General features: G+C 58.5%; 10 protein-coding genes. 6 read left to right on the top strand and 4 right to left on the bottom strand.

Annotated features, from left to right (window positions below):
- Positions 1-57: 57 nt before the first annotated feature.
- The 3 genes from C7378_RS14405 to atzF are packed head-to-tail and all read right to left on the bottom strand — an operon-like array spanning position 58 to position 6211.
- On the bottom strand, positions 58-774 hold the full coding sequence (locus C7378_RS14405) for a GntR family transcriptional regulator (protein WP_131998268.1): 717 nt from the start codon (positions 772-774) through the stop codon (positions 58-60).
- On the bottom strand, positions 767-4387 hold the full coding sequence (uca, locus tag C7378_RS14410; RefSeq protein WP_131998271.1) for an urea carboxylase: 3621 nt from the start codon (positions 4385-4387) through the stop codon (positions 767-769). Before uca ends, C7378_RS14405 begins: the two co-directional genes overlap by 8 nt.
- 15 nt (positions 4388-4402) lie before the next feature.
- The gene (gene atzF / locus C7378_RS14415) at positions 4403-6211 is read right to left on the bottom strand and encodes an allophanate hydrolase (protein ID WP_207901443.1); all 1809 of its coding nucleotides are present in this window, start codon (positions 6209-6211) and stop codon (positions 4403-4405) included.
- A 374-nt stretch (positions 6212-6585) separates the two neighbouring features.
- Here atzF and C7378_RS14420 point away from each other — a divergent pair, with 374 nt between their 5' ends.
- The 6 genes from C7378_RS14420 (at position 6586) to urtE (ending at position 12826) form a co-directional block, all read left to right on the top strand.
- A complete protein-coding gene (locus C7378_RS14420; RefSeq protein WP_131998279.1) occupies positions 6586-8034 on the top strand; it encodes an OmpH family outer membrane protein in 1449 nt (482 codons plus the stop codon).
- Positions 8035-8103: 69 nt separating this feature from the next.
- Positions 8104-9309, top strand: coding sequence for an urea ABC transporter substrate-binding protein (gene urtA / locus C7378_RS14425; protein ID WP_131998282.1), 1206 nt, complete (start codon positions 8104-8106; stop codon positions 9307-9309).
- A 40-nt stretch (positions 9310-9349) separates the two neighbouring features.
- Complete coding sequence (gene urtB, locus C7378_RS14430; protein ID WP_131998285.1) at positions 9350-10261, top strand: urea ABC transporter permease subunit UrtB; 912 nt, start codon at positions 9350-9352, stop codon at positions 10259-10261.
- Between the two features lie 2 nt (positions 10262-10263).
- Positions 10264-11352: an urea ABC transporter permease subunit UrtC gene (urtC, locus tag C7378_RS14435; RefSeq protein WP_207901444.1), complete on the top strand. Its 1089-nt coding sequence runs from the start codon at positions 10264-10266 to the stop codon at positions 11350-11352.
- Entirely contained in the window at positions 11353-12126 is a 774-nt protein-coding gene (gene urtD, locus C7378_RS14440; RefSeq protein WP_207901445.1) for an urea ABC transporter ATP-binding protein UrtD, read from the top strand.
- Positions 12119-12826: an urea ABC transporter ATP-binding subunit UrtE gene (gene urtE / locus C7378_RS14445; protein ID WP_131998294.1), complete on the top strand. Its 708-nt coding sequence runs from the start codon at positions 12119-12121 to the stop codon at positions 12824-12826. The genes urtD and urtE overlap by 8 nt, the downstream gene beginning before the upstream one ends.
- Before the next feature lie 18 nt (positions 12827-12844).
- Here the strand turns inward: urtE and C7378_RS14450 are convergent, their stop codons facing one another.
- Positions 12845-13594, bottom strand: coding sequence for a GAF domain-containing protein (locus C7378_RS14450; RefSeq protein ID WP_243648273.1), 750 nt, complete (start codon positions 13592-13594; stop codon positions 12845-12847).
- Between the last annotated feature and the right edge of the window lie 189 nt (positions 13595-13783).

Raw genomic sequence — 13783 nt, forward strand, 5'->3', positions numbered from 1 at the left:
CGAAGTCTACTCTCCGTTGAGCTTATCTGCGTTTGCCAGAGCGGGTGGGCTTCCCTGCTACGAAAGACTTTGGCGGGCATTCTGCAGACGGAGCAGGGTGATCTTGCGGGCCTGCTCGCGCGAAGCTTCAATGTGCCCGGAAAGCTGCCCGGCGACGGTTGCGAACTTGCGCTGGCGGAGAGCCGCAAGCATGGCGCTGTGTTCTTTATAAGTGGCCGTAATGCGGGCGCCCTCGGTGAAGTCGAGGCGACGGACGATCCGGATTTTCTCGGTCACTTCAAGGTGAACGCGGACAAACTCCGGGTTGCCGGACGCGGCCACCAGACCGCAGTGAAAGTCCTCGTCCCATGCAGCAACCTGCATGCCGTCGTTGCTGCGGCTGCGCGGCGCAATGCCCCAGATATGATCGAGCGGCGAGAGAACGGCATCGAGTTCTTTTGCGCCGAGGGCAGCCATGCGACGCACGGAGGCTTGTTCGAGCAGGATGCGCAGCTCATAGAGAGCATCGAGCTGTTCGAAGTCGAGCAGGCGCACTTCCCAGCCATTGCGGAAGTTGACGTCGAGGAAGCCTTCGCGCTGCAGACGGTAGAGCGCCTGACGCACGGGGGTGCGGCTGGCCCCGGTGCGGTCAGCCACTTCAGCCTCGGTGAAGCGGTCGCCTGGCAGCAGGCGAAATTCAAACAACTCGGACTTGAGCTGCTCATAGACTGTGTCCGCTAAATTCTGCGGGCGCAGTTTTTGCGAGGCGGGAACCTGATGGTTTCGCTTAGGCATCGATTACTGCCAAAATATCACCAGTGGCGACGGGATGACCAACTTTGCAATAGATCGATTTGACAGTGCCTGAGACGGGAGCCAGAATCGCGAGTTCCATCTTCATGGCCTCGACGATGAGAACGACCTGGTTAGCCTGGACCTGCTCTCCTGGCTGCACCAGCACTTTCCAGACGCTGCCATGCATGATGGCGTGGACGCGATGCCCGTCGGGCAGTGACGGCTCTTCAGGAATCGCCGGGGGCGCGGCTGATTGGGCAGCGGCAGATTCCTGGTTGGCCCAGTGGCTGATTTCAGCGGTGAAGGCCTCCTGCTGGCGACGTCGAAAGGCTGCGATGCTGCCGGATTGCGCGGCAAGGAATTGCTGATAGGCGCCGTGATCGAAGATCTCATCCTCGATACGGATCGTATGGCGTCCTGAGCGGAAGGATTCACGGAGTTCCGTCAGTTCCGCCTCCTCGACGGGATAGAAACGAACCTGATCGAAGAAGCGGAGCAGCCATGGCTTGCCGGAGGCAAACTGTGGATTCGTCAGAAACTTGTTCCAGATAGGCAGCGTGCGGCCTACGAGTTGATAGCCGCCGGGCGAGTCCATGCCGTAGATGCACATGTACATGCCTCCGATGCCGACGGTGCCTTCCGCGGTATAGGTGCGGGCCGGATTGTACTTGGAGCTGAGCAGGCGGTGACGCGGGTCAACAGGCACTGCGCAGGGCGCACCGAGATAGACATCTCCGAGTCCGAGCACCATATAGCGCGCCGCATGGATGATGGCGCGCACCTCTTCTACGGCATCGAGGCCGTTGATGCGGCGAAGAAATTCAGTATTGCTGGGTAGCCACGGAGCATTGGCCCGAACGGTTTCGCGATACCGCTGGATGGCGCCGAGAGTGGCTGAGTCCTCAAACGCCAGCGGCAGATGCACGATGCGGGTAGGAATCCTCAGCGTAGCGACATCGGGAAGTGTCTCTTCGATCTGGAGCAGGTGACGCATGAGGTCGCCCTGCCGTATGCGGCGACCATCGTAGCGAACCTGCAGGGAGCGGACTCCGGGAGACAGCTCCTCGACGGGAAGCTTTTCTGTGCGGATGGCTTCCATAAGTAGATGCACGCGAAGGCGCGACGCGAGGTCAAGCACGTCCTCGCCATATTCGAGCAGGATGTAGTTGTCGCCGGCCTGACGCCAGACGGCTCGGGGATGGTGGCCATCGGCATCTCTTTGTTCGAGAAGAGTGGCGGAGGTTCTGGCTCCCGGGTGCAGCGATGGCCGCGCGCAACGAGGCGACGGCACAGGAGCGAGCGTGTGAATGCGCCCTTCCTGAGCGAGGGCGAGCTCAAGTGCATCCTGATAGCGGACTGGGACGAAGCGGATGGTGTCTCCCGGCTTGACCTGGCCGACCTTCCACCTTTCCGCCTGGACGATGGTGACCGGACAGACAAAGCCGCCGAGGCTGGGACCATCGTGGGTCAGGATGACTGGACTGTCCCCGGTGAAATTGATGCTGCCCAGTGCATATTCGCAGTCATGCACGTTCGAGGGATGCAGTCCTGCTTCGCCGCCGCTGTCGCGGGTCCACTCGGGTTTAGGGCCGATGAGGCGCACGCCTAGCCGATTGGAGTTGTAGTGGACCTGCCAGTCGGCAGCCAGGATGGAGTCGATCGCCTGAAGCGTGAAATAGTCGGGCGCACCGTGCGGCCCGTAGAGTACCTTGATCTCCCAATGCCGCGGATAGTAGGGGATCATCTCATCGGGGAGTGCGCGGGGCTCGTGTGTGGGCGGCGGCGTAGTGCACGCAGCTGAGCGGGGATTGCTGATGTGCAGGGTGTCGCCGGGCCGTAGTGTGCGTCCCGCGTGGCCGCCAAACTGGCCTAGTACGAATGTGGAGCGGCTGCCGAGATAGACGGGTACGTCAAGCCCGTTGCGCACGGCGAGATAGGTGCGGCAGCCATTGGTTGCGCGGCCTACGTGCAACACCTGACCTGCGCGCACCGGTACAGGCGTCCACATCTTAACGATGGCCTCATCGAGCGTGGCCGATGCGTCTGCGCCCGTGAGCGCGATGACCGCATCTGCATGGAAGCGCAGAGTTGGCCCCGCCAGCGTAGATTCCAGCCCGGCTGCCTGAGGCGCATTGCCGACGATGCGGTTGGCGATGCGGAAGGCTTCGTCGTCCATGGGGCCGGAGGGTGGGACGCCGATGTTCCAATAGCCGAGGCGTCCTGGATAGTCCTGCACTGTGGTGTACGTGCCAGGTTCGAGGACCTCGATGATGCTGGCCTCGTACTGAAAGGTATCCAGAAAGCGCGTGGTCGCATTGCCATGAATGAAGGATGGGCTGGCAATGACATGGCGCAGAAAATCAAGATTGGTTTCGATGCCGTGCAGGCGGGTGGCATCGAGAGCCGCGGAGAGATTTTCCCGTGCCTCTTCCCGGGTAGCGCCATGCACGATGAGTTTGGCGAGCATGGGATCGAAGTAAGGAGAAATCTCCGTTCCGGTCTCGACCCAGCCATCAATGCGGACGTCTGCAGGGAAGTGTACTTCGGTTAGTGTTCCGGGACAGGGCTGAAAGTTTCGCGCCGGGTCTTCGGCGTACAGACGGACCTCAATGGCCGCGCCGCGCGGCGGTTGCTGGAGAGCATTCCAGTCGAGTGGTTCGCCTGCGCCGACACGCAACATACATTCGACGAGATCGAGACCGGTGACCATCTCGGTGACGGGATGCTCGACCTGGAGGCGGGTGTTGACCTCAAGGAAGTAAAACTCTTCGGCATCGATGTCGTAGATGAACTCCACCGTGCCAGCGGAACGATAGTGGACGGACTCCCCGAGACGTACGGCGGCCTGGAGCAGCGCCGCGCGGGTGGCTGGCTTGAGGTTAGGCGCAGGTGTTTCCTCCACCACTTTCTGATTGCGACGCTGAATGGAGCAGTCGCGTTCACCGAGGGCCACAACGCGGCCCCCACCGTCACCGAACATCTGGACCTCGATGTGTCGGCCATGAACGATGCAGCGCTCCAGAAAAATGCCTGCATCGCGAAAGAACTGCTGGCCGAGGCGTTGCACGCTGGCAAAGGCAGCGGCGAGCTCCTCCTGTGTGTTGCATCGCGAAAGGCCGATGCCACCTCCGCCGGCGGTGCTCTTAAGCATTACGGGATAGCCAAGCGTGGCTGCCTCCTGCATCGCCTCTTCGAGGCTGGAGAGTAGTCCGGTGCCGGGAACAAGCGGCAGCCCAGCCTCAGCAGCGAGAGTGCGGGAGCGGTGCTTCAATCCAAAGTCTCGAATCTGCTGCGGTGTGGGGCCAAGAAATGCGAGGCCCGCAGATTCGCAGGCTTCAGAGAACTCCGCACTCTCCGAGAGGAAGCCGTAGCCCGGAAAGATGGCCTGAGCGCCGGATTCGCGGCACGCTGCCATGAGTTTGTCGATGCGCAGATAACTGTCGGCAGGGCGTTCACCGCCAAGCGCGAGCGACACGTCGGCCTCGCGCACATGGGCAGCATTGCGGTCTGTCTCTGCATAGACGGCAACGCTGCGGATTCCCATGCGCCGCAGCGTTCGGATGGCGCGAACGGCGATTTCGCCGCGATTTGCAATCAAGACGGTCGAGAACATGGCAGTCTCCGAGGGTTATTTTTCAGATTGCAGACTGGCGAGATATGCGCGCCAGCCACCGAACCGGGTAATATCCAGCGCGCCGACGAGACCGCTGGGTTCACAGATGAAACCTTTGACGACACGTCCATCAGCCAGGGTGAGGCTGCCAATGCCGAGGGGTGGTGGAACCTCAGCAGTGAAGGTGCCGAAGTTGCCGATAGGGATGTCCCAGAGTTCCACCTCAATCGCGGCGCCGGCTTCGCCAGGAGCTGCGCGCACCAGGCCAGGCTTGGGTGGAGTGCTGTTGGCGATGGCGTAGAGATGATATTCAGCAGAAGTCGTGGTTGCCTCAACAAAGGCTGCCCCACGGGAAGTGAGTTGGTGGTTCAGCGGCATGTCGCGGAGATGCGCGCCAACGACGGCCAGGCGAACAGTACTATGTGCAGGCGGGGCGATGACTTCTGATGTTGGATGATATTTGCGCGCTGTGGCGCCGAGAGTTGCATCCTGCTCGTGTTCGCCCCAGTAGCGTTGCCAACGCAGTCCGAATTGTGCGAGTGCTGTGTCGTGCCATGCGGGAGCGAGCAGGGTGATGCCTGCGGGGAGTCCATCTGCACGCATGCCAGCGGGCAGAGCGAGGGCGCAGAGATCGGCAAAGTTGGCGAAGTTCGTGTGAATGCCCAGACGGGCGTTGAGCGTGAGCGGATCTGCGAGCACCTCTTGAATCGTGAAGACAGTGGGTGCGGTGGGAACCATCAGTGCGTCCACGGTAGCCATGACGCCATCGATCAGCCGCGTCAACTCCGCGCGCCGATACTCCGACTTGAACGTGTCGGTAGCGGAAAAGCGCGCCGCGCCTTCGACGATTTGCCGCACGACGGGATGAATCGCGTCAGGATTGCGTTTCCACAAGGACTCCACAACGGCAAAGCGTTCGGCGACCCAAGGGCCTTCATAGAGAAGAGAGGCGAGGGCAGAAAATGGGGCAAAATCAATTGGAACGATTTCCGCGCCCATCCGTTGTGCCACCTGCGTTGCTCGCGCATAAGCCTGCAAGGCCGCGGTGTCGCCAAAGAACTCTGCAGGGTGAGGAACGCCGAAGCGCGGACGAGCTGGAAAGCCGGCGGGCGCAGTGCTGGAGCGTTGGCGCGAGTAGGCGTCGTGGGCATCGAACCCAGCAGCGATGCCGGCGACGCGGGCCGCGTCTTCTACTGTGAGCGCCATGATAGAAACGCAGTCAAGGGTACGGCATGCAGGCACGACGCCGGTGATGGGAAGCCATCCGCGCGTGGGTTTGAGCCCGACGATGTTGTTCATTCCAGCGGGCACGCGGCCCGAGCCTGCAGTGTCTGTTCCGAGAGCGAAAGGCACCAGCCCGCGTGCGACCACTGAGGCGGAGCCTGAACTGGAGCCGCCACTGATGTATTCAGAGCGGAAAGAGTTGGGGACTGTGCCGTAGGGGGATCGGGTGCCGACCAGGCCGGTTGCGAATTGGTCCAGGTTGGTCTTTCCGACGACAAGTGCGCCGGCGTCCCGCAGACGTCGCACGACAGTAGCATCGGAGTCCGCGATGTAGGCGAACTCCGGACAGCCTGCCGTTGTAGGCCATCCGGCAACATCAATGTTGTCTTTGACTGCGAAGGGAATGCCGTAGAGAGGCAGGCGTGCTACATCGCCGTCGGCCTCTCTCAATAGCGCGGCGAGGTAGTCGAGCTGGGAGTCGATTCTTTCCTGGTTGATGCGCGAGATCCAGGCAGGATCGTCGGCGTCAAGATCAAGCGATTCCAACATGCTGTGAGGTTGAAGCGTGCCGCGGAGATAGTCTTCTCTCCATTCGGCCAAAGTCCTGCCGAAAAAAATCTCTTTACATGCGATTCCCATTTGGATACTCTCTTGTATACACAGTACATGAAACGCAGTAAATTATGTGCTGCAAAATGCTATCTGCCCACGACGCCGAGATAGTTTCCCTAAGACATCTATATATGACCTGGTTGAGTTGGAATAGCTCGAACACGAGTTATTCGCAACTGCAGACTTAGTTCGGTAGTTCAAAAACTATCGAAGGGCCGCGAAGCCTTTCCATATAGCAGGCCAAGACGCCTCTCCGCTGTCACTAAAAATAAAACGACTGTAATGCTAAGGGGAGAATTGTGTCTAAGTATTCATTGTTTTTACGGAAAGCATATAACGGCGCACCTATAAGAACGCTGTCGATGGCAGTTATCTGCCTGGGATGGCTCGGCCTTTCCGCAGTAGCGCAGGACGCACCCGCTCCTCAGGAAAAGGCGATGGTGGAGCAGCTGCAACAAGAGATGAAGCAGTCAGCACAGCGCATCGACGCGTTGCAAAAAGAGCTGGACGCCAAGCAGCCTGGCGCAGGGTTTCAACAGCAGCTGGACACGGAACGCCAGCATTTACAGGCACTTCAGAAGGAACTGGATATAGTCGCCGCTGCGCCGGCAAAGAGCAATCTTGCCGTCGGAGAAGGGCCGGAAACTACTGCCAAGACGAAGTCCGGATTCATTCCTGCAGACATCTATAACGACGGATTTTTTGTATCCACTAAAGATAAAAGTTATTCGCTGTATATAAATGGTTTATTCCAGGTGCGGTTTACTGGATTCAAACCGCATAGCGGTATTGAATCATTAGGAGAGAGCTCGAAGGGTACGGCGAACTTCGATGTGTTTCTCGGCCGGCTGGCGATATCAGGGTCAGTCGTGCGACCTAGTTTGAAGTATTTTCTGCAGCTACAGGGGAGCACGGCGGGTAACAGTAACACTATTTCGATGCTGGACTGGTTCGCTTCAGACACGTTCTCGAAGTATCTAACAGTGCAGGTAGGAAGAGCATGGACACCTTATACCTATGAGTACTACGACAATCCCGGAAACTACTTATTTGCCGACCTATCCACGGCTGAGTACGCGTTTGTTCTGCCGCGCGCGATTGGGGTGCAGGCATACGGGCATGCCGGAAAGCTGTCCTATGCGGGAATGGTTTCCAACAATATTCCGGCACTCGATGCAGGCGGCCAGGAGAACGTGGACACCAAGCTGGCGTACCTAGGACATGTGCAGTATGACGTGCTGGCTCCCTACGGATATGTCGAAACAGATCCTTCAGGGTCTGCGAAACAGCAACTGACCTTGTGGGGATCAGTCGCGTACAACCCGGTGGAGAACAGCTCCGGATTCGAGAACCTGACGGCAGGGGATACGACGAAGAACGCTACGGCTACAGCGGCTTATCGGTACAAGCTATTCACGCTGCAGACAACGGGATATTTTCGCAAGACGCATCCTGGCTCCGGCGCTCCTTCTAATAACTCATGGGGCTATGGAGAGCAGGCCGGATTCTATCTGGTGCCGAAGAAGTTTGAATTTGCGCAGCGGATTTCCGGCGTGAACTGGGGCGCTGAAGACTACGGGGCGGGCAGCGCTGTCGCAGTTGGATCATCCCTGCCGGTTGAGAACACATGGTACGTCGGGCCTGGATTTCCTTATCACCGGATTGGAGAGGACTCGGCGGGGCTGAACTATTACCTTCACGGCCACAATGCCAAGGTGCAAATGTCCTATTCCTATCTACACGGCAATACGTTCACAGGCCGAACCTTTGCGGCCAGCAGGGTATGGATCCAAACGCAAATTATGTTCTAGCCCGCGAAACCAAAGCAGGTCTCGTGCGGCAGTGCTATCCACAGTTCGTGAACCGAAAGGGAGGTTTCGATGAAGAGCATGTTTGGGAAATATGTGAAGCTGGCGGCAGTTGTGACGGTCGGCATTGGGTTGAGCGGGCCGTTGTCGGCGCAAGACGCAACGGTAAAGGTGGGAGTGCTGCACTCCATGTCAGGAACGATGGCAATCAGCGAGGTGACAGTAAAGAACGCCACGATGCTGGCGATTGATCAGGTGAATGCCTCGGGCGGCGTGCTGGGGAAGAAGATTGTTCCTGTCATTGAAGATGGAGCATCGGACCCTGCCATTTTCTCGCAGAAGGCGCAGAAGCTGATCCAGCAGGACAAGGTGGTAACGGTATTCGGTGGATGGACATCGGCAAGCCGCAAGGCAATGCTGCCAGTGTTCGAGCGCTTTCATTCACTGCTGTGGTATCCAGTCCAGTTCGAAGGCAACGAGTGCTCGCCCAACATTATGTACTCGGGTGCGCAGCCAAATCAGCAGATTCTGCCGGCACTGCAGTGGGCCTTCGAAAAGGGAAAGAAGCGAGTGTTTCTGCTGGGATCAGACTACGTGTTTCCGCGCACAGCGAACCTGATTCTGAAGAAACATATTCTGCATGATGGTGGCACGGTTGCAGGGGAAGAGTACGTTCCTCTGGGCGGAACAGATTTCAGTTCCATCATTACCAAGATCAAGATGGCCAAGCCGGAGGTGATCTTCAGCACTCTTAACGGCGACAGCAATGTTTCCTTCTTCAAGCAATTGGCGGCAGCGGGGATCACGCAGTCGCAACTGCCGGTTATGTCGTTCAGCATTGCCGAGCAGGAGGCAAAGGCGATGGGGCCGTCGCTGGTGAATGGAAGCTATGCGGCGTGGAACTACTTTGAGAGCCTCAACAATCCCGCAAACAAGAAGTTCATCGCTGCGTACAAGGCGAAGTTCGGCGCAAACGCAGTGCTCGATGATCCGATGGTGCATGGATACATCGATGTGCTGATGTGGGCGGCCGCAGTGAAGAAGGCTGGAAGCTTTGACCCGAATGCCGTGCGGAAGGCCGCAACGGAGCTGGGCGCAACCAGTTCACCCATGGGACAGGTGCAGTTTGCCGATAACCAAAGCCTCTACCAGACGGCGTATGTGGGGCAGTTGCAGCCGGACGGTCAGTTCAAAGTTCTGTGGCAATCGAAGGAACCATTGCGGCCGGATCCGTATGACGCGCTGGCCTTCCCCGGAAAGCACTGCGTGATCAAGTAAAGCACTCGAGTAGCAGCGCGAACGAAAGGCGGTGAGAGGTATGGGACATGCGGCGATCATTGCAGGGCAGGGATTCAACGGGGTCAGTCTTGCTTCCATTCTGCTGCTGACAGCACTGGGGCTGGCGTTGAGCTTCGGCCTGATGAACGTAATCAACATGGCACATGGCGAAATGCTGATGGTTGGCGGTTATCTTTCGTTTCTGGCCACGAAGATGGTGCATGGACCGCTGGCCTTTCCTTTCGCGCTGCTGCTTTCATTTGCAGGCGCGGCGCTGCTGGGGGCGCTGCTCGAAGTAACCGTGATTCGCTGGCTTTACGGGAGGCCGTTGGACACGCTGCTGGCCACGTGGGGCGTAAGCCTGATTTTGCAACAAGCGGCAAGGAGCCTGTTTGGCGCGATCGGAGTCGAGGTGGTCGCGCCGCACTGGCTGGAGGGCTCAGTCTCGATCGAGCATGGCCTGCTTGCAGGACTGTCAATGCCCTACGTGCGCATCTTCATCATCCTGCTAACGGTTGCTGTTCTAGGGTTGCTGATGGTGTTCATTGCACGCACGCGCTGGGGTCTCTACTTGCGAGCCGTACATCAGGATCGTGAGATGGCGCAGGCGCTGGGAGTGAACACGCGCTGGGTCGATCTGGTGGTCTTCTCCATGGGGACGGGCGTGGCTGGACTGGCTGGCGCCGCGCTGGCGCTGATTGCTCCGGTAACGCCAACGGTGGGACAGAGCTACGTGGTGTATGCGTTCCTGGTGGTGATTGTGGGCGGACTGGGCAGCCTGTTCGGCACCACACTGGCGGCACTGCTGGTGGGGTTGTTTTCCGCCGGGGTGCAGATGTTCACCAGCATCAGCCTCGCAGATGTATGGCTGCTGGTTCTGGTCATTCTCTTCATTCAGTTCCGTCCCAAGGGAATCATTTATCAACGCAGCAGAGCGATGAAAGAGGCATAGCTTTGAAGAAATGGTCGGCCCTGTCTTTGGATATTGTGCTTCTGGCTGCCCTTGCGCTGGCGCCACTCTATCTGTCTGCCTATCACCTGTCGTTGCTGGGGCGCTTTCTTGCGCTGGCTGTCCTGTCGCTGGGAATCTCAGTGATCTGGGGATGGGGAGGAATTCTGAGCCTGGGACAAGGTGTGTTCTGGGGACTCGGCGCCTACGTGCTGGCAATGCACCTGAAACTCACGGGGCTGGCGCCGGGCGATCTTCCGGATTTTATGATGTGGAGCGGTCTGGATCACCTGCCGGCGTGGTGGAAGATTTTTGAGCATCCGGCGGTAGCGATTGCCGGAGTCGTCGTGATTCCCACAATTGCGGGGGGACTGCTGGCGTGGCTGGTGTTCAACCGCCGCGTGAGCGGAGTCTATTTCTCACTCCTGACGCAGGCGCTTGCGCTGGCGTTTTCCACGTTGCTCATCAGTCAGCAGGCTTACACCGGAGGATTCAACGGACTGACGGACTTCAGCACTATTTTGGGGCACCCGATGATTGACCCTGGCTTCCAGCGAAACATCTATTGGATCACGCTGGGCGTGCTTGTGCTGGCATCGATCGCCTGCCGATGGCTTACGCATACTGCGTTTGGCAGAGTGCTGGTAGCGATACGCGATGGAGAAAGCCGGGTGCGCTTTCTCGGCTATCACCCCGCTGCTTATAAAACGATCGCCTTCGCGTTCGGGGCCATGCTCGCCGGTATTTCAGGCGCGCTCTATGTCGTGCATGTCGGGGTGATTTCACCCGCGATGGTGGGCGTGATTCCATCCATTGAAATGGTGATTGCGGTGGCAGTAGGTGGACGATCCAGCCTGACGGGTGTGGTGCTGGGAACGCTGCTGGTGAATTTTGGCAAGGATTGGATCAGCAGCGCGATGCCAGAGATGTGGCAGCTGGCGATGGGCGCTCTCTTCATTCTGGTGGTCACTGCTCTTCCGCAGGGGCTCGCAGGAATTCCGGGTTTAGTCGAGAAGCTGGTGCTGTGGAGCAAAGGGAAGCGCGAAGCAAAGATGGCCGATCAGCCGGCAATTGCGCTGGTTGAAAAAGACTGATTGAGCGAGGGGATTATGGGAACTCCACTATTGTCGGTTGAAAACGTGACGGTGAGCTTCAATGGCTTCAACGCCCTTGATGGCATGAGCCTGCATCTGATGCCAACCTCCATCCGCGTACTGATTGGACCAAATGGCGCAGGAAAATCTACCCTGCTCGATACGATTATTGGCCATGTACGTCCCTCTGCCGGAAGAGTTGTGTTCAAAGGGCATGAGATCACGCGCATGGATGAGTACAAAATTGTGCGGCGGGGAATCTGCCGCAAGTTTCAGGCGCCGGGGATCCTCGACAATCTGACCGTTGCGGAGAATCTGAACCTGGCGGCGCGTCGTCATCGCGAGTGCTGGAGATCGTTTTCTGTGGGACTCAACAAGGAAGTTCGTGCGCAGGTAGAGCGCGTGCTGACGCTGGTGGGGCTGAACGACAGGAAGCATGCGCTGGCCGGGCAGCTGTCCCACGGGCAAAAGCAGTGGCTGGAGATTGGCATGGTGGTGGCTTCAGATGCCGAACTGCTGCTGCTGGATGAGCCTGCTGCAGGAATGTCGCACGATGAGTCGGCGCAGACCGCAGCGCTGATACGTGAGCTTGCAAAGCAGCACAGCCTTCTTGTGATCGACCATGATATGGCGTTCGTTGATCAACTGGACGCGCCGGTGAGCGTGATGCACATGGGCCGCATGTTGAGAGAGGGAACGCTCGAAGAGATCCGGAATGATCCGCAGATTGCTGCTGTCTACCTGGGCCGGGTGAAGGAGGTGTCCGTTGCTTGAACTGGAAGGAATCTGTGCTGCCTACGGAAAGAGCCGCGTGCTCGAAAATGTTCATCTATCGATCGCGCCAGCAGAGTCAGTGACGCTGCTGGGACGGAACGGGGTGGGTAAGACGACACTGTTGCGCACGATTGTAGGGCTGCATCCGGTGAGCCAGGGTACGGTGAGGTTTGCGGGGGAAGAGGTCACGCACAGTGCGGCGTATCAGAGAGCAAGAAAGGGAATCGGGTATGTTCCCCAGGGGAGGGGCATTTTTCCGCATCTGACGGTGGAGGAAAATCTCCGCCTAGGATCAGCATCCGCACGGAAAGGCGAGCACAACGGTGGGGACGCCATTCCGGCACACATTTTTGAACTGTTCCCGTTACTGCGCCGCGTGCCGAATCGCAAGGGCGGCGTGTTGAGCGGAGGCGAGCAGCAGCAGTTAGCTATTGCGCGTGCGATGGTGGCCCAGCCGAAGCTCCTGATACTGGATGAGCCCACGGAGGGAATCCAGCCGTCGATTGTCCAGCAGATTGAAGAGATCCTGCGCGAGATTCGCACACGGCTGAAGGTAGCCATTCTCCTGGTGGAGCAATATCTGGATTTTGCCTGGTCCATTGCGGACAGATTTTATGTGATGCGGCGCGGACGAATTGTGGAAAATGGAAGTCCGAGAGATTCCGACCCGGCCAGCATTCATCACTTGCTAAGTGTTTGAGATTCGCGCTGCCGGGGCTTAGCTCGGCTGGCGTTTGCGGCGCAGTTCATCGCTGAGCACGACCGCCTCTGCGATCTCGCGCATCGACTTGCGTCGCTGGCGGCTCTCTTGCTGGAGGGCGAGATAAGCCTCCTCTTCCTTGATGTGCAGATCATTCTGAAGAATGCTCTTCGCGCGGTCGACAAGCTTTCTTGTCTCGAGTTGAGCGGACAGCTCAATGTTCTCTGACTCGAGACGGGCGCGCTCAATCTCGGCGCCGACCAGGAAGCCGATCATGGAAAGCAGTCGCACTTCCTCCGCCGTGTGGTGGTAGGGCTTCCGGTGCTGGACGTTGATGACGCCCACGAGCTTTCCCCTGCACAGGATTGGCACAGAGAGGAATGCTTCAAACAAATCTTCCGGGAGGGAATGGACCAGCTTGAAGCGAGGATCGCGGAGGGCCTTTGCAGGAATGGCCGCGGGCTTGAGATGTTCCGCCACCCAGCCAGTGATGCCCTGCCCGACGCTGATGCCGAGTTGATCGACCACGTCTGTGTGGGGGTTTTTAGAGGCGCGGAGCACCAGACGGTCCTGCTCCAGAACATAAACGAAGCAGGAGTCGCACTGCAGAATGGACGAGACGAAGTTCACGATACGTTCGAGCACTGCATGCAGTTCATGAGCCGTGGCGATGCGCGTGCCAATTTCGTGAAGAAATTCGATGTCCTGCTGCCTGGAATCAGGGGTTTCCAGTTCGGCCGGTTGTGTAGAACTATTCTGAGTTTTCACGGGATGTTTATGGAGTTGCTGGTGGAATCGAAGTGGCCCGACTACTGTAAGTACTGATTGTATGCGAATCGCACCCAAGATGAAGCGCAAAATATCGGCGCCAGATGGATGTTGCGGTCTCCGTGCGAAGAGCCTGCGCGTACTTTGAGGAGCTACGACGGGTGCGCCTCCGAGCCAGCCGGATTCGAT

Origin of the sequence: Acidipila rosea, from assembly GCF_004339725.1 — a bacterium.
In the GTDB taxonomy this organism is placed as follows: domain Bacteria; phylum Acidobacteriota; class Terriglobia; order Terriglobales; family Acidobacteriaceae; genus Acidipila; species Acidipila rosea.

Coding starts and splice junctions, on each gene's coding strand:
- C7378_RS14420 (WP_131998279.1), top strand. CDS start 6,586: ATGGCAGTTATCTGCCTGGGATGGCTCGGCCTTTCCGCAGTAGCGCAG.
- urtB (WP_131998285.1), top strand. CDS start 9,350: ATGGGACATGCGGCGATCATTGCAGGGCAGGGATTCAACGGGGTCAGT.
- uca (WP_131998271.1), bottom strand. CDS start 4,387: ATGTTCTCGACCGTCTTGATTGCAAATCGCGGCGAAATCGCCGTTCGC.
- urtA (WP_131998282.1), top strand. CDS start 8,104: ATGAAGAGCATGTTTGGGAAATATGTGAAGCTGGCGGCAGTTGTGACG.
- C7378_RS14405 (WP_131998268.1), bottom strand. CDS start 774: ATGCCTAAGCGAAACCATCAGGTTCCCGCCTCGCAAAAACTGCGCCCG.